This is a genomic window from Conservatibacter flavescens (genome assembly GCF_002795425.1).
Lineage (GTDB): Bacteria > Pseudomonadota > Gammaproteobacteria > Enterobacterales > Pasteurellaceae > Conservatibacter > Conservatibacter flavescens.
This window is the reverse complement of the sequence record NZ_PHHA01000026.1, coordinates 1-22,941: the sequence shown is the minus strand read 5'-3', so window position 1 is coordinate 22,941 and position 22,941 is coordinate 1. Positions and strand designations below refer to the sequence as shown.

Genomic DNA, 22,941 nt, shown 5'->3' with positions numbered 1-22,941 from the left:
CTTTTCGGCAAACTGTTTTGGAGTATTATGTTTACCATTTACCACGCGAACCAACTTGACACCCAAAAAGAAATGTTATTAAAGCTCATGGAAGTTGATCCATTGGCAGATCCGTTTGCGTCGGAAATCATTTTAGTACAAAGTCCGGGCATGGCGCAGTGGTTACAAATTCAAATGGCTGAAAGATTAGGTATCGCAGCAAACTTGCATTTTCCCATGCCGGCCAGTTTCATTTGGCAACAGTACTGCGCAACCTTACCAAATGTCACAGAGCAAACCCTATTTAATAAAGAAGCGATGACATGGCGATTAATGAATTTAATTCAAAAATCGCAATTTCAACCTTTGTTGCAGTATTTCCAAATATCACCACAGTCAGCACAGCACAAACTTTATCAGTTAGTATATAAAATTGCTGATTTATTTGACCAGTATTTAGTCTACCGACCGGATTGGATCAACGCTTGGGAGCAACAAAATGATGATAAAATTTTACAAGAAATCTTAGGTCAGCAACAAGATCAAAGCCAAGTGGTAGAACATATCCAATGGCAAGGTCATTTATGGCGAGCATTGGTTGCTGAAATTAAAGCGTCACAAGGTGAGGTATTACATCGTGCGAATTTGCATCAACGTTATTTACAGGCCTTACAGCAAAACGCGCCCACGTCATTACCACCGCGAATTTTTATCTTTGGTATTTCTGCATTACCCAAAAGTTATTTGGATACGTTTTATGCCATCAGTCAGCACTGTGATGTACACTTATTTTTTAATAATCCAAGCCGTTATTATTGGGGAGATATTCTTGATCCATTACATTGGCAACAATTGAACTTGCGCCAGCGACAAGACCATATTTCACAACAAAATATCGCCTTATTATCCGAACAACAACATATTCAATTTTCTCAGCAAGATTTTGCAATTACCTATGATAATGAACAACTTCTCGTGGGCAATCCGCTATTGGCAACTTGGGGAAAATTGGGGCGTGATTTTTTACATATGTTGACAGATTTAGGGGCAAATGAAATCTCGGCTTATTTTGACACACCGAATGAAAGCTTATTACAACAGATCCAACAGAGTATTTTGGAATTACAGACCGTCCCTTTACATGTGACAAAAGAGGATCCGTCTTTAAGTATTCATGCTTGCCACAGCGCCATGCGTGAAGTGGAGGTATTGCACGATCATTTGCTGCAATTATTTGAAACCGATCCTAATTTAACCCCGAAAGATATTGTTGTCATGACTGCAGATATTGATCATTACACTCCTTATATTCATGCTGTATTTGGTCAATATCAGGATAACCGAGCTATTCCTTATTCTTTATCCGATGGAAAATTGACGGCGAATGATGTATTGGTTTCAGGTTTTTTAAATTTATTTAGCCTGCCAGAAAAGGAATTTAATGCAGAAGATGTTTTGGCATTGCTTGATATTCCCGCAGTACGTGAACGCTTTCAGATAGAGGCGACAGAATTTACGCGATTACGCGCTTGGGTAGAAGCTTCCGGCATTCGTTTTGGTTTAACGCCTGAGGACATTATTCAGCCAAATTATAATGCTTGGCAATCCGGGTTGGAGCGTATGTTATTAGGCTATGCTATGCGCGAAGAAAATGGTATTTGGCAGGATTGCATCGGTTTTGATTCCAGTTATGGGTTAAAAGGGCCATTGGTCGGTAAGTTATCCGCATTTATTGAAGTATTATCCCAGTGGCAGCACTATTTATCCCAAGATCACAGCATAAAAGATTGGCAATTTGGCTTAATAGAATTTATGGCGCGTTTTTTTCAAGAAACAGCGGATAATCAAGACACTTTATTGTATCTGAAAAAGACAATTAATGAATTAGCAGTACAGCTTGAGCATATTGGGTATGAGGATTTAATCTCTACACAAGTACTCAGTGAAGTATTAACCGAAAAATGGCAACATAGTCATAATGAATTGCGGTTTTTAGCTGGAAAAGTCAGTTTTTGTACCTTGCTCCCTATGCGAGCGATTCCGTTTAAAGTGGTATGCTTATTGGGAATGAATGATGGGGATTATCCGCGCCAACAGCCAAGAAATAGTTTTGATTTAATGCAATATCATCGTCAAAAAGGGGATCGCTTACGCCGAGAGGACGATCGTTATTTATTTCTTGAAGCATTATTATCTGCTCAGCAGCAACTGTATATCAGTTATATTGGGCGCTCAATTGTGGATAATCAAGCAAAAGAGCCTTCTGTGCTTGTTAACCAATTGATTGATTATATTTGCGAAAATGCCACAGAAACAATCACGAGAAGTGATGTGATACAGCAACATAGCATGCAAATTTTTAGCCCGGAAAATTTCGGAAAAGCACACCGCTCTTTTGCCTATCAATGGTTGCCTTCTGCTGACAATAAAGACGGTATACCGGATTTTATCCAACCACTTGTTATGGATAATGTCACCGGAGAAAAACCACGTATTGAGTTATCAGCCTTGATCCAATTTGTTCAAAATCCAGTCAAACATTTTTTTGAAAAACGGCTTGGCGTTTATTTTAAACAAGATGAAAACCATATAGAAAGCCATGAAAATTTTGTATTAGACCACTTGAGTTTATACCAAATTCGTGATGCTTTATTACGCAGCCCTGAAAACCTCACGGCCTATTTTGAGGCTCTAAAAATCAAAGGTACGCTGCCACTTGGCGCATTTGGGCAAATCTATGCACAGAAAGTGCGGTCAGATTTAAAAGACATTTCGGCATTACTCGCGCCTTATTTTGACCAAGTAGAACAGCAAAAAAGTATAGAGCTTGAACTGGATTCAGCGGTATTGTATGGTAATATCAGTCAACTGTATGGCGCAGAATATCAGCGTGTAGGGTGGCGAGTTGGCAGTATTCGTGATAGTGATCGAATCGAAAATTGGCTAGTATACTTGGCCTTACAGGGCAGTACTGAACAACGTATACCCCCAGCTATTTTTTATGGTAAAAATAAAAAATGGGCAGGCGAATCAACAAAAATAGTGGAAAAAGCTACCGCACTTTCACAGCTAAATATCTATGTTGAAGCATATTTACGTGGTGAGTATAAACTACAACTGATCCCAAGTCCTAAAATGGGAGAATATTTTAAACTCTTAAACAAAGAGGAAAATGAAATAAATATGGCACAATATCGCGCTATATTTGAACGCATTGCCTACGAGGAAAATTATACTTTTGTTTCGGAGGATTTGTATTGGCAACGTGTATTAAGCCAAAGTAGACAAATAGATTTTGATGAAGTGAATGGTGAATTTCTACGTTGGTTTGGGTTATTGCTCAGTGATTAATAGAGTGTTTGAGTTATATCATGATGTTATCTAAAAATGTTGCAAGAAAGATCGCATTTTATCGAGTGATCATTTTTGCATGTGCGGCATTTATTTTTAATACAACAGAATTTATCCCAGTGGCATTATTATCCGATATTGCACAAAGTTTTGATATGCCAGTGGCGAAAGTCGGATTAATGATTACCGTATATGCATGGGTTGTCTCGCTCATGTCTCTCCCTTTTATGTTGGTCACAGCCAAACTGGAACGGAAGAGTTTGCTGATAAAGGTATTTTTGCTGTTTATTTTGGGGCATATTATTACGGTATTCGCGTGGAATTTTGCCAGTTTGTTAATTGGACGTATAGCAGTGGCATTAGCGCATGCATTATTTTGGTCGATTACCGCTTCGTTAGTTATCCGTGTTGCTCCAAAAGACAAAAAAACACAAGCGCTTGCGTTGTTAGCGATGGGAACAGCATTAGCCACAGTCTTAGGTTTACCGCTAGGGCGTTTAGTTGGGCAGGCCTTTGGTTGGCGCATAACCTTTGGCATTATCGCTGCTTTAGCATTAAGCGTGATGGTGTTAATGATTCGTCTATTGCCCTACTTACCAAGTAAAAATGCCGGTTCATTGCGCAGTTTACCAATATTAATGAAAAGACCGCTACTCATGGGGGCTTATGTTTTAACGATTATTATCGTATCCGCCCATTTTACCGCTTATAGCTATATAGAACCTTTTGTCATGAATATTAGCCAAATGTCGGCAAGTTTAGCGACTTTCCTATTGCTTATTTTCGGCGTATCTGGCATTGTGGCAAGTATGTTATTTAACCGTTTTCATCGGTTTGGCCCCGCCAAGTTTTTGTTAATGTTACTCATATTGTTAATGGGGTCATTATTTACCTTATTGCCACTCAGTCAAAATACAGCTGCCATGTTTTTACTGGTTTTTTTATGGGGCATTGCCATTGCCGGATTTGGTCTCAGTTTACAAGTACGGGTTTTACAACTCTCACCAGAAGCAACCGATGTGGCTATGGCCATTTTTTCCGGCATTTATAATATCGGTATTGGTGCAGGGGCATTGATGGGAAATCAAGTTATGCAGCATATAGGCTTGTCAAATATTGGTATCGTAGGGGGAGTATGGGCATTAATAGGTACAATTTTGTTTCTATATGTACATTTACGTTATCGCTATAAGCCGATTCATTAGGTGCCTATCAAAACAGATAAAACAAAAGGCATGGTGTCTAGTTTACTTTTCATTGAATAATGTTAGTATGATAAATATTGTTTTTTCTATGACAAAAGGAGCGTAATATGAAAAAAGCATTTGTAGCATTAAGTATTTTAGGTTTAGCAACAGCGAGTGCTTCCGCATTAGCAAATGAAAGCAAGCCAGAAAATCAGGCATTAACCATTGAAGTTCAGCTTCTTGATCCTGTTAAAGGTGACAAAGGAATTGGACAAGTTTTTGTCACTGAATCGGCTTATGGCTTAGTTTTTACACCAAAATTAGAGGGGCTCACAGCAGGCTTACATGGTTTTCATATTCACGCCAATCCAAGTTGCGAAGCTAAAGAAAAAGATGGCAAGTTAACCGCTGGTTTAGGTGCAGGTGGACACTGGGATCCGAAAGAGGCTAAACAGCATGGTTTCCCTTGGCAAGATGATGCACATTTAGGTGATTTGCCCGCATTATATGTAGCGGAAGATGGAACAGCCACAAACCCAGTCTTAGCACCGCGTTTAAAATCTTTAGATGATATTAAAGGACGTGCTTTAATGATTCATGCCGGTGGCGACAACCATTCCGATCATCCAGCAGCGCTAGGGGGCGGTGGTGCTCGTATGGCATGTGGTGTTATCAAATAAATATTTACAGCATAGCTTAATCGAACGGTCGTGAAAACGGCCGTTTTTTTGACCGCGCTTTATAGCTTGAATTCTGCGTTTCTGCCTATGTCTCAAAGTGCATGGCGTTGACTATAAATTGACGAAGATACGAAATTTTTTTATTTTCTCGTTGACAATAGCCTGAATTTTCGGTATTTGTAACACTATTAATATTTAATTTTTCAACATACTGAAAAAATCACATGATAAACCGCACTTTTATGACAACAACCACCACCATTATTATGACCATTATTATGAGTGGGGCGGACTAGTGCGTTAAGAATAGAATTCACGAAACCCGCATAAACCAAAGTGCGGGTTTTTTTGTTAACAAATTTTAAGATTGAATAAATTTAAAAATTCTACAGGAGAACACAATGAAAGTACTAAAATTTGGTGGCACATCCTTAGCCAATCCGGAGCGTTTTTTACAAGCTGCACAATTAATTGAACAAGCGCATTTAGCGGAACAAGCAGCCGGTGTATTATCTGCCCCAGCAAAAATCACTAACCACCTTGTCGCACTTTCTGAGAAAGCACCCTTAAACCAAGCCACAGACACACATCTTTCTGAAGCACTTGAGATCTTCTATAACATTATCAATGGACTACATGCAAAAAATAATAAGTTTGATTTGGCCGGTACAAAACAAATTATTGATAATGAGTTTGAACAAATTCGCGGTTTGTTGGCGGAAATGGAAAAAACTGGACAATGTTCAGATGCGGTTAAAGCGACAATTGATTCTCGTGGAGAAAAATTATCAATTGCCATGATGAAAGCATGGTTTGAAGCTTGTGGATATCCTGTAACAGTGGTCAATCCGGTGGAGAAGTTATTGGCCTATGGTAGCTATTTAGAATCTTCTGTGGATATTGAAGCCTCGACTAAACGTGTCGATGCGGCCTCTATACCAAAGCAAAACGTAGTATTAATGCCAGGTTTTACAGCGGGTAATGAAAAAGGCGAATTAGTATTATTAGGGCGCAATGGTTCCGATTATTCTGCTGCGTGCTTAGCGGCTTGCTTAGGTGCAAGTGTTTGTGAAATTTGGACAGATGTTGATGGCGTGTATACTTGTGACCCGCGTTTAGTGCCTGATGCGCGCTTGTTACCAAGCCTATCTTATCGCGAGGCGATGGAATTATCTTATTTTGGCGCCAAAGTGATCCACCCGCGTACCATTGGGCCACTAGTACAAACCAATATTCCTTGTTTAATTAAAAATACTGACAATCCAGAGGCAGCAGGTTCAATCATTGATGCCCGTGAAAGTTCTGATGAACTCCAAGTCAAAGGCATTACCAATTTAGACAATTTAACGATGTTTAATGTCTCAGGACCAGGTATGCAAGGCATGGTAGGCATGGCGGCAAGAGTGTTTTCAACCATGTCAAAAGCCGGTGTTTCCGTGATCTTGATCACTCAATCTTCTTCAGAATATAGCATAAGCTTCTGTATCCCAACAAAATCAACCGAAATCGCATTAAATGCGCTAAATGTAGAATTTGCTAAAGAGTTGGCAGCTAATGATCTTGAACCTGTTGAAGTGATTAAAGATCTGTCGATTATCTCTGTCGTAGGCGATGGTATGCGCCAAGCTAAAGGGATTGCTGCGCGTTTCTTCTCCGCTTTAGCACAAGCAGGCATTAGCATTGTCGCGATTGCGCAAGGTTCAAGTGAACGTTCGATTTCAGCGGTAGTGGGACAAAATAAAGCGATTGAAGCAGTTAAAGCCACACATCAAGCCCTATTTAACAATAAAAAAGTCGTAGACATGTTTTTAGTGGGCGTTGGTGGCGTTGGTGGAGAATTAATTGAACAAATTAAAAACCAAAAGGCGTATTTAGCAAAGAAGGACATTGAAATTCGCGTTTGCGCCCTTGCCAACTCAAATAAAATGCTGCTCAATGAGCGTGGATTGTGTTTAGATAATTGGCAACAAGACCTTGATAACGCCACTCAGCCGTCAGACTTTGATGTATTGCTATCATTTATAAAATTACACCATGTCGTGAATCCAGTATTTGTAGATTGTACATCAGCAGATTCTGTAGCCGGTTTATATGCGCGTGCTTTACGAGAAGGTTTCCATGTGGTAACGCCAAACAAAAAAGCCAATACTCGAGAGTTAGCCTATTACAACGAATTACGTGAAAACGCGCGTAAAAATCAGCGTAAATTCTTATATGACACCAATGTGGGCGCGGGTTTACCTGTGATTGAAAACCTGCAAAACTTATTAGCCGCAGGTGACGAAGTTGAGCGATTTAATGGGATTTTATCCGGCTCGCTCTCTTTTATTTTTGGTGAATTAGAAAACGGAAAAACATTGTCAGAAGTGACCGCACTTGCTCGCGAAAAAGGCTTTACCGAACCAGATCCACGTGATGATTTATCCGGACAAGATGTCGCCCGTAAATTATTAATTTTAGCGCGTGAATGTGGTATGCAGCTTGAACTATCAGATGTAGAAGTGGAAAGTGTCTTACCGAAAGGCTTTGCTGAGGGATTATCGACAGAAGAATTTATGGCTATCCTACCACAGCTTGATGCAGATTTTAGTGCGCGCGTAGAGCAGGCCAAAGCGCGTGGCAATGTATTACGCTATGTAGGACAAATTGATCAAGGCAAATGTAAAGTCTCTATTATGGAAGTAGACGGAGATGACCCGCTATACAAAGTCAAAAATGGTGAAAATGCCTTAGCATTCTATACTCGCTATTATCAGCCAATTCCGTTATTATTACGTGGTTATGGCGCAGGGAATGCGGTAACAGCAGCGGGTATTTTCGCTGATATTTTACGTACCTTACAAAGTCAGGGAGGTAGCCACTAATGCTACGAATTTATGCACCGGCGTCTAGTGCAAATATTAGTGTAGGGTTTGACACATTGGGGGCCGCAGTTTCCCCCATTGACGGATCATTATTAGGCGATGTTGTACAAATCGAAGCCATTCCAAGTGGATTTGAATTGGAAAACGCGGGTTATTTTGTGCGAAAACTGCCAAAGGAACCACAAAAAAATATCGTCTATCAAGCTTATGCACTATTTAGTGAACGCTTGCAATTACGCGGCGGCAAAGTGAAGCCATTGCGTTTAACCCTTGAAAAAAATATGCCAATTGGCTCAGGATTAGGATCCAGTGCGTGTTCTATCGTGGCGGCATTAGTGGCGTTGAATAAATTTCATGATGAACCTTTTTCTAAAATGGAACTGCTCGAAATGATGGGCGAGTTAGAAGGGCGCATCTCAGGTTCAATTCATTATGATAATGTTGCACCTTGCTATTTAGGTGGTGTACAGCTCATGGTGCAATCTCTCGGCAATATTTGTCAAACATTGCCATTTTTTGATGAATGGTATTGGGTATTGGCTTATCCAGGCATTGAAGTTTCGACAGCGGAAGCGCGAGCGATTTTGCCGAAGCAATATACCCGTCAAGATGTTATTGATCACGGTCGTCATCTCGGCAGTTTTGTGCATGCCTGCCACACCCACCAAGATGTGTTAGCCGCGTTGATGATGAAAGATGTGATTGCCGAACCTTATCGTGCCGCCTTATTGCCGAATTTTGCAGAGGTCAAACAAGCAAACAGGGATTTAGGGGCATTAGCCACAGGCATTTCAGGTTCTGGACCAACAATGTTTTCGATTGCACCAGATTTAACTGTCGCAACCAAATTAGCTACTTATCTTGAACAGCATTATCTCCAAAACAACGAAGGTTTTGTGCATATTTGTAAAGTGGATAATCAAGGGGCAAGAGAATTAGGTTAATCTCAAGCTTTGCGTAGGGGCAGTATGCGTGCCTCTACAACACCATACCGATAATTAGGAACGGATAAACATGAATTTATATAATATCAAACACCCAGAAGAACAAGTTAATTTTGCTCAGGCAGTTCGTCAAGGTCTCGGCAAAGATCAGGGCTTATTTTTTCCTGAAAACATACCGCACTTAGACAATATTGATGAATTGCTCGCGCTACCATTGGTCGAACGTAGCCAAAAAATTCTTGGCGCATTAATCGGTGAAGAAATTTCTACTGAACAGTTAAATACAATGGTGAAAAACGCGTTCACCTTTCCAGCGCCTGTGGCCAAAGTGGAAGACAACGTTTATGCATTAGAATTATTTCACGGCCCAACATTGGCTTTTAAAGATTTCGGTGGCCGTTTTATGGCACAAGCATTAGCCACTGTGCGTGGTGATGGCAAAATCACGATCCTCACCGCCACATCAGGCGACACAGGCGCAGCGGTTGCCCACGCATTCTACGGCTTAGAAAATATTAATGTGGTGATTTTATACCCGAAAGGCAAAATCAGCCCATTACAAGAAAAATTATTTTGTACACTCGGCGGTAATATTCGTACTGTTGCGATTAATGGTGATTTTGATGATTGCCAAGCGCTAGTAAAACAAGCTTTTGACGATGCTGAATTACGCCAAGCTATCGGTCTAAACTCCGCAAACTCAATTAATATTAGTCGCTTGCTCGCCCAAGTTTGTTATTATTTTGAAGCTGCAAGCCAACTAAGCAAAACGGAACGTGAGAATTTAGTCGTGTCCGTACCAAGTGGCAATTTTGGTAATTTAACCGCAGGCTTAATTGCAAAATCCTTAGGCTTACCAATTAAACGTTTTATTGCCTCGACGAATGCTAACGACACCGTACCACGTTATTTGCGTGAAGGTAACTGGAATCCCCACGCAACAGTTGCAACCTTATCTAACGCAATGGATGTTAGCCGCCCAAATAACTGGCCACGAGTGGAAGAGATTTTTAAACGTAATGGCTGGGCATTGACAGATTTACATTCAGAAGCCGTGACCGATCCGCAAACAGAAGACACCTTGCGTGAAATGCAAGACAAAGGTTATGTATGTGAACCGCATGGCGCGATTGCTTATCGTGTGTTAAAACAAGATTTACAGCCTGGCGAAACAGGGTTATTCCTTTGTACAGCACATCCAGCGAAGTTTAAAGAATCGGTGGAGCGTATTTTAGAGATTGAATTACCGCTACCAGCAGCATTAGACAAACACAATCAATTGCCATTGTTGTCTGATGAAATGGAAAATGATTTTGCCACATTAAAAGCCTATTTATTGGCGTAATAATAAGCGCTAAAAGTGCGGTCAAAATGGCCGCATTTTTTCAAGAGGAAAAATATGGATCTCCATAATATCCGTGAAGAATATACTAAACGTGTGTTATCCATTAAACAATGCGAAGACAACCCCATCGCACAATTTGAGCTTTGGCAAGGAGAGGCTATTCAAGCCAAAGTCAATGAGCCCACCGCGATGAATATTGCGACAGTGGGGGCTAATGGCCGACCAAGTGCGCGTATGGTCTTGCTTAAAGAGGTTAATGAACAAGGCTTTGTTTTTTTCACCAATTACCACAGTCACAAAGGACAAGATTTAGCCACACATGCTTTTGCTAGCCTAACGTTCTTCTGGGCAGAGTTACAGCGCCAAGTGCGAATTGAAGGGCGAGTAGAAAAATTATCTGAGAGTGCCTCCGATGAATACTTCGCTTCCCGCCCCTATACCAGTCGCATTGGCGCATGGGCAAGTAACCAAAGTGAAATTTTGGAAAATTACACCGCACTTTTATTGCGCGCAGCAAAATTCACACTGACTTATCCCGTGCATGTTCCTCGTCCAGCCCATTGGGGTGGTTATGTTGTGGTGCCTGATTTAATAGAGTTTTGGCAGGGGCGACCAAGCCGTTTACATGACCGGATCCAATATCGTTTAATCAACGAAAATTGGACAAAAGTGCGGTTATATCCATAAAAGTTTTTGAGAAAAGGAAAAATATATGATCACCGTTTACGGCATTAAAAATTGCGACACCGTGAAGAAAGCTTTGAAATGGCTGACGGATCACAATATTGAGCATAAATTACATGATTATCGTGTGGAAGGGTTAAGCCAAACTTGGCTTCAACAAGCAGAAGCACAATTTGGCTGGGAAAATCTAGTGAATAAACGCAGTACTACTTGGCGTAATTTAGATGATCAGGTTAAAGAAAATTTGTCAAAATCCACCGCACTTTCCGTACTTTTTGAGCAACCTACCTTAATCAAACGTCCAATTATTTTACAAGACAACATCGCATTAATTGGTTTTAATGAAAAAGAATATACGGAAAATTTAGTCAAATGATGAAACAAAATATTATCCATCTCGCCCAATCCCTTATCCAGCGCCCGTCTATTAGCCCAAATGATCAGGGCTGCCAACAGCTTATTGCAGAACGTTTGGAAAAATTGGGATTTAGTATTGAATGGTTACCCTTTAACGACACATTAAACTTATGGGCAAAACACGGGACAACGGCGCCAGTCATTGCCTTTGCTGGTCATACTGATGTTGTACCGGTGGGTGATGAAAGCCAATGGCAATACCCGCCATTTTCCGCCACTATTGAGGAAGATATGCTATACGGGCGTGGAGCTGCTGATATGAAAGGCTCTCTTGCAGCTATGGTAGTGGCAGCAGAAGAATATGTTAAAGCTAATCCCAATCACGACGGAACCATAGCCCTATTGATCACCTCTGACGAAGAAGCCGCTGCCCATGATGGCACTAAGCGCGTAGTGGAAACCCTAATGGCGCGTGGCGAAAATATTGATTATTGCTTAGTTGGTGAACCGTCGAGTAGTCAAAAGCTGGGCGATATTGTCAAAAATGGTCGTCGAGGCTCACTCACAGGAAATTTATATATCGAAGGCATACAGGGTCATGTGGCATACCCCCATCTAGCTGAAAATCCCGTACATAAATCTTTGGCATTTTTGACCGCACTTACTCAGTACCAATGGGATCAAGGCAATGAATTTTTTCCGCCTACCAGCCTACAAATTGCCAATATCCAAGCTGGCACGGGGAGCAATAATGTTATTCCAGGTGAATTATATGTCCAATTTAACTTGCGTTATTGCACAGAAGTAACAGACGAAATCATTAAACAAAAAGTGGCAGAGCTACTCACACAGCATGGCTTAAAATATCGTATCGAGTGGTGGTTGTCTGGAAAACCATTTTTGACCCAACCGGGTAAGTTACTGAATGCAGTCACACAAGCCCTTGAAACCGAAGCCCAGATTCAGCCTAAATTGGATACCGGCGGTGGCACATCAGACGGCCGTTTTATCGCCTTAATGGGGGCAGAGGTTGTCGAACTTGGCCCACTTAATGCCACGATTCACAAAGTAAATGAATGTGTGAGCTGCAAGGATTTGGCGGTGCTAGGCAAGGTTTATCAAAAAATGTTAAGCAATTTATTAGGGGCATAACATGCAATTCACCCACGCCATGCTGACGGGAAAATCACGAGATCACCTCGTGCCTCTGCCTTGTCCCTTGTCTGACAAACATGCGTTACAACCACAGGCATGTAGCGCTTTTCAAGGTCTACAGCAACGGGCAATACAACAAGGTTTTAATCTACAACCCGCGAGCAGCTTTCGAGATTTTGCAAGGCAACAGGCTATTTGGAATGGAAAATTTAATGGTGAACGAAAAGTGCATGATGATAGGGGAAATCCGCTAGATTTAACCGCACTTTCGACTTGGCAGAAATGTCAAAAGATCTTACGTTGGTCAGCCTTGCCCGGTGCAAGTCGCCATCATTGGGGAACGGAAATTGATATTTTTGATCCCAATTTATTGCCAGCCAATCAAACCTTACAACTAGAGCCTTGGGAATATGAGCAAGGGGGATATTTTTTTGAATTAAGCGAATTTCTTGTAGAAAACCTACCGCACTTTGATTTTGCATTGCCGTTTATCCATATGCCACCTCAGAAAAAAATCGGACGGGAACCATGGCATATCAGTTATTTACCTATAGCGGAAAAACTAAAACAGCAGTTTTCTAGAGACATTCTGCAACAAAGCTGGCAAGGCGAAGAGATTGCGGGGCGAGAATGTTTGGTGGAAAAACTGGCAGAAATTGAAGAATGTTATTGGGTATAATCTTCCGGGCACGGTAAACCGTACCGGTTACGTATAGAAATTGGGGGCGTATGTAATACGCCCTATATTTATAACCGATTGATTTTAAATAAAATTTAATGTTCCTGTGTAGGGGCGTATTGCATACGCCCCTATCTGCGGCAGGGGCATGCCCCTACGTTCTTAATTAACCCGCAAATTGCCACTGTCCATTAACAGCCGTGCCAATGACCTCAAACTCCGCGTTGAACGCGGTTAAATTGGCGATTTTACCTACGCTAATGGAACCGAGTTTATCATCTACATGAATAGCTTTGGCAGGGTAGTAATTACACATGCGTAAAGCTTCATCAAGGGGGATATTGACTTCTCGTACTGCATTTTTTAACGAAGCAATCATTGTAATATTCGCCCCGCTTAATACGCCATGCTCGTCCACACATTTACCATCACGCACATAAATCTTTTTACCGACAAAGGTAAATTCCGTAATGTCTGAACCCGCAGGCGCCACAGCATCTGTTACAATGCACAATTTATCGCCCTTGACCCGTTTAGCAATTTTCACATTACCAAAGGTGACATGCAACCCGTCTACAATTATCCCTGTATAGATATCGTCGGACTCTAATACCGCGCCCGTTACGCCCATATCTCGCCCTGAACTAATTGGCGACATCGCATTATGCAAATGGGTGGCAAAACTCGCGCCTTGTGCAAAGGCGTGTTTCGCTTCCTGATAGCTAGCATTTGAATGTCCAACAGACACCACAATACCACTAGAAACTAATTCCGGAATATCTTGACTGGCAGGATTTTCCGCTGCGAGGGTGATTTTCGTAATGACATCAGCATTATCTAATAAAAATGCTTTCATCTCTTTATCTAAAGGGCGAATATAATCAGGGTTATGTGTGCCTTTTTTGGCAAGACTGATATAAGGGCCTTCTAAATGTAAACCGAGAGCTTGATTTTGATGAATGGCCAAATATTGTCTCATAATATTGACCGCACTTTTTATCCCCTCATCAGGTGCGGTGATAAAAGTTGGTAAAAAGCTAGTTGTGCCTGATTTAAGATTGGCAGCTTGCATAATCTCTAGGGTTTTCACCGAAATATCATCATTAAACATAACCCCACCACAGCCATTAAGCTGCAAGTCAATAAATCCAGCTGTTAAATTTGCGCCACCTAAATCAACGCGTTTAAGATCGCCAGGCAAGTTTTCTTGGCGCACAATGCTGGCAATTTTATCTTGTTCAATGACTAGTGCATAACCATACAACACATCATAAGCGGTATAAATGACACAATTAGTTAATGCATATTTCATTTAAATTTCCTTACAATACGCTGTGAATGGCACGGGCTTCAAGTTCGGTAAAATATTTCACTGTTTTTACTTTTAATTCTTGCATAGCCGGTTCATCTGCCACAAAAATAGCATGGCGGTGTAATTGTAATGCACTAATCGTCCATAAGTGATTAATACAGCCTTCCACGCCAGCTTGTAGGGCAAGGGCTTTATTGTGACCCGTAATGAGTAACATGACTTCTTCAGCATCAAGTAATGTTCCCACACCAATAGTCAGCGCATATTTCGGCACTTGATTCACATCGTGATTAAAAAAACGGGAATTGGCGATTAAAGTATCTTCCGTTAGGGTTTTAATCCGAGTGCGAGAACTCAAAGAAGAACCAGGTTCATTAAAGGCAATATGCCCATCAACCCCTACGCCTCCCATAAACAAATGAATTTTTCCATAAGACTGAATTTTTTCTTCATAACGACGACACTCTGCATCGTGATCGTCCGTATTACCATCAAGGATATTAATATTTTGTGGTTGAATATCCACATGATTGAAGAAATTATTGTACATAAAAGAATGGTAGCTTTCCGGATGTTCTTTTGGCAGTCCCACATATTCGTCCATATTAAACGTTACAACATGTTTAAAACTGACCTCGCCGGCTTGATAAAGTCTAATTAATTCTTTATAAGTTTTTAGCGGTGTCCCGCCAGTCGGCAACCCTAATACAAAAGGACGTTCAGCGGTCGGGTTAAAATGGTTAATTCGCTCTACAATATGGCGCGCTGCCCATTTGCTGACTTGCTCATCATTTTTTAATGGAATTAAACGCATAAATAATTTCCTTATTTCTCACTTAGAGTGTGTTGAATAACATTGAGGATCGTAGACTACAATCAGCGTAATATCGCTGCTTAGATTAAGCGGGTAGGGCGACTACCCGCTAAGTATTAACGCCTTTATTTTCCTATCAAACTTAGGCGGATAAAAATTTCTCTTTTAACGCTTTCGCTTTTGCGACTTGTTCCGCAGTGGCTTTAGCCGTCATCGGCTCGCGACAATAGCCCGCATCCACCCCTTCAAGTTTCAACAACTCTTTAATGGTTAAATATAAGCCATTGGCAAGAATACCCTCAATTAAATCATTGGTAACATGTTGCACACTCAAAGCCTCATCTAATTTACCCGCACGGGTTAACTCAAAAATTTGACGTGCGCGAATACCGTTAACATTGAATGTACTACCAATTGCGCCATCAACACCCAAAGCAGCAGCAGGTAACATCATTTCATCAAATCCAGCCCAAATTAAATGATTTGGATAGGCTTTTTTCAAACGCTCTAATAAATAGAAATCCCCGGCAGTAAATTTCACCCCGATAATCTTCGGATTTTGGTAGAGTTCGCCAAACTGTTCAACGCCAATATTTACCCCAGTCAGGAAAGGAATGGAATACACAATCATGTTATTACCGGTTTCAGCAATAATTGTGTCATAGTAATGTTTAATTTCGGCAAAACTGAATTTGTAATAAAACGGAGTGACCGCAGATAAACAATCATAACCCAATTCAGTCGCATATTTTCCAAGTTCAACCGCTTCTTGTAGATTCACACTACCGACTTGTGCAATTAACGCAATTTCATCGCGTGCTTCATCTTTGGCAATACGAAAAATTTCTCTTTTCTCAGCAGTGGATAACATAAAGTTTTCTCCAGTGCTGCCCCCGACATAAAGCCCATCGACTTTCATTTTATCAATGTTATGGCGAATAATTTCACGCAAGCCTCGTTCATTAATCGACCCATCTTCATTAAATGAAACCAATAATGCACTAAAAATACCGGTTAAATTTTTCATTTTTCTCTCCTAGTAAATGTTAACTAATTTGTTGTTCTAAAATGACATCGACGGTTTTTTGTTTTAACTTAATCGCTTTGCTTTCTTCGGCTTGAACAATCAGGGTATAAATCAGATCCAATACAAATAGCTGAGTGATTTTGGTGCCGATAGAGTCCCCTTGTAAATTGCTTTGACGATTGCCATTATGTAGCACATAATCTGCGACTTTGGTAATCGGCGAACGGAGGTTATGGGTAATCGCCACTGTCTTGGCCCCTGCCTCATGCGCAATGCTAAGCGCCTTAATAATTTCATTGGATTGACCGGAATGGCTAATTCCAATCACCACATCACCTTTTTTCATCAGTGCCGCATGCATATACATAAAGTGATTATTATTCACAGCATCTACCTGAAAACCGATACGCATAAATTTATTCTTGGCATCTTCTGCAGTAATCCCCGAAGAACCGACACCAAATAAAAATAAACGCTTTGCCTTACGCAATTCCTGTACAACTTGGGTTAATACGGAAAAATCCAATAAATTAATGGTCTCACTAATTACCTTGTTAATCACCGATTGCAACTTTAAAGCGATCTGTAATGAATCATCAGAGGCATTAATTTCCGTATCTAATAACGATTGTTCTTGTTGCTCTTGGGTGGCGAGTTCAATGGCCAGTTCCATTTTGAAATCGCTAAACCCCTTAAAACCTAAGGTACGACAAAAACGAATAAATGTCGCTTCCCCAACATCAAGCCAACCCGCCACCTCAGATAAAGAAGCTTGATTAAGTTTGTCAGGGTTTTTCAGAATCTGCTGAGCAATATGTTTTTCGGTTTTTGTCAGGCTGCTATGCAAGGCTTTCATTGTGTCTAAAATATGCCTATTTTTGTTGACTGCCATATCATATCCTATTGCTGCTCATCAATTAAAAAACTCATGTTTATCATAGGGTTAAACACCCATGTGACAAGCTCCCCAAGAAGCCGCACCAATTAAGCCCGCATCACCAGCATATTGAGCGCGACTTAATTGACAATGATAAAAATGCGGTTTATCCATTAAATATTGGTCAACCAAAGGTAAATATCCTTCGGCCAACCCCACACTTCCACCAATCACAACATGTTGAATATCTAAACTAATGACCAAATTGGCCACTAAATCTGCAATGGCTTGGGCGGAGCGATGGACAAGTGCGGTCGCTTTTTCATCATTTTTTCGAAAGCGTTCAAAAACCTCTTTTGGTGAACAAGGGGTTTCCCATTGCTGTGCCGCTTTTTCAATCGCACGGCCAGAAGCAATAGCCTCCACACAGCCACGTCGCCCACAACCACACATGTCACCATGAGGATCGGCAAGAGTATGGCCAATATGCCCAGCAATACCATTTAAACCGGTTTGCAATTGACCATTTAAAATAATACCGCCGCCCACGCCTGTGGACACCGTAATAAAGGCAAAATTAGGCGTTTGTTTCTGATCGACAAATTGATATTCGGCAAAGGCTGCGGCTTGCACGTCATTGAGTAAGTAAATGGGCTTATCCGTATAATCCGCAATGCTGTCTTTTAGAGGGAAATGCGCAAGTCCGCCTAAGTTATTGGGATTCAGAGCGGTTAGCACACCTTGATTAATAATCCCTGTGGAAGCCACAGCAACATAATCAAACTGCCCCTCATAAGACTGAATCAGCTTGCCCAAAGTCTCACGCATGGCCTGCGCACTATCATCTTGAGGGGTTGTAATCTGTAAACGTTGGCTTAACTGGCGGTTTTCAACTAAAGCGGCTGCTATTTTTGTTCCACCAATATCAATGGCTAAACAACGCATAATCTATTCCTTTATTTATGTAGATTGTTAACAAACGGACAAAAGCAACTCACTGCTTATGCAATAGGAGCAGAATGCCTCAATTTAAGCGTTAGCAGAATGAATTGCTTTAACAAATCCACTCACCATATGCTCCAAACGTGTCAAGGCTGAACCTACTGTTACACAGTTTGCTCCAATTTCTATGGCAACTTTAGCCAGCTCCGGCGTATTGTATCGCCCCTCTGCCATAACATAGCAGCCCGCAGCACGCAGATCTTTGACCAATTGATAATCCGGCTCCGCAGGCACATCGCCACCGGTATAGCCTGACATCGTGCTACCAATAATATCAAAGCCTAGTTGCTGACAATATAAGCCCTCTTCGAGGGTAGAGCAGTCAGCCATCGCCAAACAACCTAATTCTTTGATTTTTTTCACCGCACTTTCAATATCAACAGGGCGAGGACGATTTGTCCCATCGACAGCAATAATATCCGCACCCGCAGCGGCTAAGGCTTCAATATCTTCTAAAAAAGGCGTAATGCGTATAGGGCTATCGCTTAAATCGCGTTTCACAATAGCAATAATGGGCGCGGAAATATAAGGGCGAGTGGCTTTTAAGTTATCTACCCCTTCTATTCGCAAACCGGCTGCGCCACCAATGATAGAAGCTTGGGCCATTGCAGCCACAATTTCAGGCTTATCCAAAGGGCCATCATCTACAGGTTGGCAGGAGGCTATCAATCCATTATTTATTGTTTGAAGAATATCTGAATGTGATAGTTTTGACATATTAACTCCGTATAAAGTGTGACAAGATGGAGAATTTATTCAAAATCTAGGATAGACCTAGTTTCAGCAAATAACAAGTGATTTTTTCATTATTTTTGTAAATTCGTTAACTGCTTTTCTAAAATAGCGGTTAAACGCTGATAACCCAATGGACTGAAATGCAAACCGTCCACACATAATGCCAAATCTAACTCCCCATTGTTATCTAAAAAGCTATCCTGAGTGTCTACAAATTGCACCCCAACAGGGCAATGGCTTCTGAGGTATTGATTAAGCGTATTAATTTGTGCATTGGTGACCGTATCAATATTGTTAACCGGCGTTGCCTCTAATAAAAAATAATGTGAATGTGGGGCAATTTTTCGACAGCCTGCCAAAATCTCGTCTAACCAAGCGACGACTTGTTTAGGGCTGTAATCGGGTTCCTTGACAATATCGTTGACCCCTAAAAAGAGAAAAACCGCCTGCCCTAAGTGGGAAATCAAATTTGGCTGAATAATCACATCAAGATATTGCCGCGCGCTGACACCGGAAATGCCCAAATTTGCCACCGACTGCCCAGCTAATTGTAAATCGTCATCTAAAATATCGCTCCACATATCAAACAACGAATGCCCAATTAACGTAATATCCGCTTGTTTAGAAAATTCTGTTTGTTTAGCCTGATACCGTTTAAAAATATCCTGATCGCTTAACATACCTGCTCCTATATCAATATGACTTAAACGCCGTTATGACACAACTTATTCCCCATGTCTAAACCCATTTCACCTCGTTGGATTCCCATGAAAAAACACGATGAACCCTACGCTAGACAGGAATATTATGGAAAGAATACGCATTTTTTTCAAAGCGCAATATTAAAATTTGTGATCTAGTTCTTATTTTTGAAATAAAACTCCATTTAATATTGCAATAAATGATTTCATTGCTTTATTATGCAGTCAGGAAAATATAACAAGTTTAATGCTACTAATGTTGGGCCTCGTTGATCTGATTGCCATGTCCTGTAGGCAATGTCTTGATGTTCAAAGTGGTGTGGACAGTTTGCCGAATGATAAGGGATTTTCTTTGCCAATAGGCATGGCGTTTTTTTAGAAGCAGTGAAATGCCATAAAGAGGCCACATAAAAGCAAAAGATTTAGCCTTTTAGACCCAAACCTGAAAGGCAATAAACAATCTACATGTTAAGTTGATAATAAATAACGAGCGGTAAAAGATTATCAGTAGTCTTGGTTGTCGTGTAGATGAAGCTTATAAGACGGAAAGTTGTGGTGTATTCACTTTCGTACTAACCATAATAAACGGAAAACCGTTTTAACCTATACTTATGAGGAAATCAATATGAAAAAGACAATTATTGCATTAGCTGTCGCTGCGGCAACCGTAGCAACCTCTGCAAACGCAAGTGTAATTTACCAAAAAGACGGCACCAAAATTGATCTAGATGGACGTTTGCATTTAGAGTTACAAAATCTTAAAGACGAACGTACCACGTTACGTGACACAGGTTCACGTGTACGTTTCCGTGCATACCAAGAAATCGGTGGGGGATTCTCTGCATTAGGGGCTGTAGAACTTCGTTTCTCTAATGCAAACGAAATCGGTGGCAATATGCGTGCCCATCGCCTCTTTGCCGGATTCACCAATCCTGATATCGGTACATTAACTTTCGGTCGTCAGCTTCATTTAGGAGACCACATTCCAAAAGCAAACTACACCTATGACTGGGGCGGCAATATCTTCTTTGATGCACACAAAAAAGCTGCACACTTTATGTCTGCACGCTTTAACGGCTTCCGTGTTGCAGCAGACTACTACTTTGGTAATGCAACAAAAGATGGTAATACATCTAGTGGTAACAGCGCTTGGGACGAAGGACAAGGTTATGGTGTTGGTTTATTCTATGATGGAAAATGGAATGACTTAGCTTTCCGCTTTGGTTCTGGTTTCAGCGAAGTGAATCAATCTACAGATGGCACAAAAACCACAGAATACAAATTAAAACGCGGTGGTGTAGGATTTGACGTGAAATATCAACGCGTGACAGTTGGTTTTGACTGGGCATTTGGTAAAGCAACCAAAGGTTATAACAGCAAAAATATCAACTTCCAAAAAGTCGCTAGCGTACCAAGTGGCGCATATGACGGCTTTAACAAAAATAACCGTTTCTTAGTGGGTTTAAAACTGGATATCACCGAACAAAACGCCCTTTACGGACAATATTATTTTGGAAAAGCAAAACGTTCAGACCAACATGTTAATACCTTTACTGGTACAAGTAACGACTACAAAATGCGTGGCTGGATGGTGGGTGTAGACCACAAATTTAACAAACATGTTGTGGTTTATCTTGAAGGCGGTACAGGTAAAGTGAAACAAGGCGGCGAAGAGTTAGTGAAAAACCACCGCGCAGTGCTTGGTACACGTATCCTCTTCTAATTTCATCTTAATATAATTTTTCCTGATAGGGGCGTATTACATACGCCCCTAATTTTTATCGTTATTTTTAAACCCCAACAAATCCCCAGCCGCAAAGCGGCTGAACCATGCGTAACCGGGTACGGCGTTGCCGTGCCCGGACGACAGGGTTATCTAGCCGAACGATCGGATCCCCCACCACAGATAGGGGCGTATTACATACGCCCCTGATTTCTATGCATAACACCCATGTCCTTGAAATATTACAATGTGGTAGTATAATACATTCAGATAAGGAGATATAAGATGTATACCATCATCGAACACCCAAAATTTCAGCAAAAAGTAAAACATGTTTGGACAGAAGATGAACGACTAGAATTTTTTAGCTATATCTCCCAACACCCTTTAATGGGGGATGTCATTCCCCAAGCAGACGGAATGCGAAAAATTCGCTGGCAAGCCAACGGTAAAGGAAAACGTGGCGGAGCGAGGATAATTTATTTTAATTTACTTGAGAATGGCGTAATTGTAATGGTAGATATTTACGCTAAAAATGAAAAAGAAAACCTCTCAAATCAAGAAATCCAACAACTTAAAGGAGTGAAAAATGGATAAGGTCTATCAAGCGATTCAAGCTAAAACGCAAGCTTGGAATGTGGATAATCTCGTGAATGCGATTATTGAAGATGATCCGGATATGGCTGAACACGCAGATGATTTACGTGACACACTCACTCAAATGAAAAATGGCGACTATAACAAATCACGCGTAACCCATATCAATGTATCGCCTATCGTGGAAACACGAAACCAACTTAATTTATCACAGCCTAAATTTGCAGAAAAATTAGGTATTTCACTTAGCACATTAAGATCGTGGGAACAAGGTATACGCAATCCTAGTGGTGCAGCCAAAACCCTCCTTGACTTATTACATCGTAAACCAGAACTTATTCATGATTTACGATAAAAAGAAAAACATCATTTAAAATCAATCGGTTATGTTGAGTAGGGGCGTATTGCATACGCCCCTTATTTTTATCGTTATTTTTAAACCCAACAAACCCCACCACAGATAGGGGCGTATGCAATACGCCCCTACAAACCAAAGAAAAATATCATTTAAAATCAATTAGTTATTCGATGTGGGGGCGTATAGCATACGCCCCTTGTTTTTATCGTTATTTTTAAACTCCAACAAATCCCCTCACAGACAGGGGCGTATGCAATACGCCCCTACAAATCAAAGATAAATATCATTTAAAATCAATTGGTTATGCGGTGTAGGGGCGTATTGCATACGCCCCTTATTTTTATCGTTATTTTTAACCCCCACCAAATCCCCAGCCGCAAAGCGGCTGAACCATGCGTAACCGGGTACGGCGCTGCCGTGCCCGGACGATAAGGTTATCTATCCGGACGAACGGGTTATCTAGCTGGCCGACAGGGTTATCTACCCAGCCAGTTAACACATCTGATAAGTGAACAATAGCAGAAAGTTAATGCAAAATGATGATGATTTCCTTATACTAAAAATTCAACG

20 protein-coding genes are annotated in these 22,941 nt (G+C 41.0%); 13 read left to right on the top strand and 7 right to left on the bottom strand.

Annotated elements, in window-relative coordinates:
* Positions 1–27: 27 nt before the first annotated feature.
* From recC to CVP05_RS09985, 10 genes are all read left to right on the top strand, one after another.
* Positions 28–3,330, top strand: coding sequence for an exodeoxyribonuclease V subunit gamma (recC, locus tag CVP05_RS10030; protein WP_100289434.1), 3,303 nt, complete (start codon positions 28–30; stop codon positions 3,328–3,330).
* Positions 3,331–3,353: 23 nt separating this feature from the next.
* Positions 3,354–4,535 carry a sugar transporter gene (locus CVP05_RS10025; RefSeq protein ID WP_100289529.1) on the top strand — a complete coding sequence of 394 codons (1,182 nt, stop codon included), beginning with the start codon at positions 3,354–3,356 and terminating at the stop codon, positions 4,533–4,535.
* Positions 4,536–4,642: 107 nt separating this feature from the next.
* Complete coding sequence (sodC, locus tag CVP05_RS10020; RefSeq protein WP_100289433.1) at positions 4,643–5,197, top strand: superoxide dismutase family protein; 555 nt, start codon at positions 4,643–4,645, stop codon at positions 5,195–5,197.
* 401 nt (positions 5,198–5,598) lie between these two features.
* Positions 5,599–8,061 (top strand): bifunctional aspartate kinase/homoserine dehydrogenase I, encoded by a 2,463-nt coding sequence (gene thrA, locus CVP05_RS10015; RefSeq protein WP_100289432.1) that lies wholly within the window; start codon positions 5,599–5,601, stop codon positions 8,059–8,061.
* Positions 8,061–9,005: a homoserine kinase gene (thrB, locus tag CVP05_RS10010; RefSeq protein ID WP_100289431.1), complete on the top strand. Its 945-nt coding sequence runs from the start codon at positions 8,061–8,063 to the stop codon at positions 9,003–9,005. Before thrA ends, thrB begins: the two co-directional genes overlap by 1 nt.
* Positions 9,006–9,075: 70 nt before the next feature.
* Positions 9,076–10,350 (top strand): threonine synthase, encoded by a 1,275-nt coding sequence (gene thrC, locus CVP05_RS10005; protein ID WP_100289430.1) that lies wholly within the window; start codon positions 9,076–9,078, stop codon positions 10,348–10,350.
* 54 nt (positions 10,351–10,404) lie between these two features.
* Positions 10,405–11,037 carry a pyridoxamine 5'-phosphate oxidase gene (gene pdxH, locus CVP05_RS10000; RefSeq protein WP_100289429.1) on the top strand — a complete coding sequence of 211 codons (633 nt, stop codon included), beginning with the start codon at positions 10,405–10,407 and terminating at the stop codon, positions 11,035–11,037.
* Positions 11,038–11,062: 25 nt separating this feature from the next.
* Positions 11,063–11,410 (top strand): ArsC family reductase, encoded by a 348-nt coding sequence (locus CVP05_RS09995; RefSeq protein WP_100289428.1) that lies wholly within the window; start codon positions 11,063–11,065, stop codon positions 11,408–11,410.
* Positions 11,410–12,543: a succinyl-diaminopimelate desuccinylase gene (gene dapE, locus CVP05_RS09990; RefSeq protein WP_100289528.1), complete on the top strand. Its 1,134-nt coding sequence runs from the start codon at positions 11,410–11,412 to the stop codon at positions 12,541–12,543. The genes CVP05_RS09995 and dapE overlap by 1 nt, the downstream gene beginning before the upstream one ends.
* A gap of 1 nt (position 12,544) precedes the next feature.
* On the top strand, positions 12,545–13,225 hold the full coding sequence (locus tag CVP05_RS09985; RefSeq protein ID WP_100289427.1) for a M15 family metallopeptidase: 681 nt from the start codon (positions 12,545–12,547) through the stop codon (positions 13,223–13,225).
* A gap of 166 nt (positions 13,226–13,391) precedes the next feature.
* On the opposite strand, the gene nagA is transcribed toward CVP05_RS09985, so the two are convergent.
* The 7 genes from nagA to CVP05_RS09950 form a co-directional block, all read right to left on the bottom strand.
* Positions 13,392–14,537, bottom strand: coding sequence for an N-acetylglucosamine-6-phosphate deacetylase (nagA, locus tag CVP05_RS09980; protein ID WP_100289426.1), 1,146 nt, complete (start codon positions 14,535–14,537; stop codon positions 13,392–13,394).
* Positions 14,538–14,547: 10 nt separating this feature from the next.
* Positions 14,548–15,351: a glucosamine-6-phosphate deaminase gene (gene nagB, locus CVP05_RS09975; RefSeq protein ID WP_100289425.1), complete on the bottom strand. Its 804-nt coding sequence runs from the start codon at positions 15,349–15,351 to the stop codon at positions 14,548–14,550.
* Between the two features lie 142 nt (positions 15,352–15,493).
* The gene (gene nanA, locus CVP05_RS09970; RefSeq protein WP_100289424.1) at positions 15,494–16,378 is read right to left on the bottom strand and encodes an N-acetylneuraminate lyase; all 885 of its coding nucleotides are present in this window, start codon (positions 16,376–16,378) and stop codon (positions 15,494–15,496) included.
* A gap of 19 nt (positions 16,379–16,397) precedes the next feature.
* Positions 16,398–17,270 (bottom strand): MurR/RpiR family transcriptional regulator, encoded by an 873-nt coding sequence (locus CVP05_RS09965; protein ID WP_100289423.1) that lies wholly within the window; start codon positions 17,268–17,270, stop codon positions 16,398–16,400.
* Between the two features lie 51 nt (positions 17,271–17,321).
* Entirely contained in the window at positions 17,322–18,200 is an 879-nt protein-coding gene (locus CVP05_RS09960) for an N-acetylmannosamine kinase (protein WP_100289422.1), read from the bottom strand.
* Positions 18,201–18,284: 84 nt separating this feature from the next.
* Complete coding sequence (locus CVP05_RS09955; RefSeq protein WP_100289421.1) at positions 18,285–18,974, bottom strand: N-acetylmannosamine-6-phosphate 2-epimerase; 690 nt, start codon at positions 18,972–18,974, stop codon at positions 18,285–18,287.
* Positions 18,975–19,063: 89 nt separating this feature from the next.
* Positions 19,064–19,672, bottom strand: coding sequence for an SGNH/GDSL hydrolase family protein (locus CVP05_RS09950; protein ID WP_100289420.1), 609 nt, complete (start codon positions 19,670–19,672; stop codon positions 19,064–19,066).
* Positions 19,673–20,318: 646 nt separating this feature from the next.
* Between CVP05_RS09950 and CVP05_RS09945 the strand changes: the two genes are divergently transcribed.
* From CVP05_RS09945 to CVP05_RS09935, 3 genes are all read left to right on the top strand, one after another.
* On the top strand, positions 20,319–21,416 hold the full coding sequence (locus CVP05_RS09945; protein ID WP_100289419.1) for a porin: 1,098 nt from the start codon (positions 20,319–20,321) through the stop codon (positions 21,414–21,416).
* Between the two features lie 285 nt (positions 21,417–21,701).
* Positions 21,702–22,013, top strand: coding sequence for a type II toxin-antitoxin system RelE/ParE family toxin (locus CVP05_RS09940; RefSeq protein ID WP_100289418.1), 312 nt, complete (start codon positions 21,702–21,704; stop codon positions 22,011–22,013).
* On the top strand, positions 22,006–22,368 hold the full coding sequence (locus CVP05_RS09935) for a helix-turn-helix domain-containing protein (RefSeq protein WP_100289417.1): 363 nt from the start codon (positions 22,006–22,008) through the stop codon (positions 22,366–22,368). Before CVP05_RS09940 ends, CVP05_RS09935 begins: the two co-directional genes overlap by 8 nt.
* Positions 22,369–22,941 lie beyond the last annotated feature (573 nt).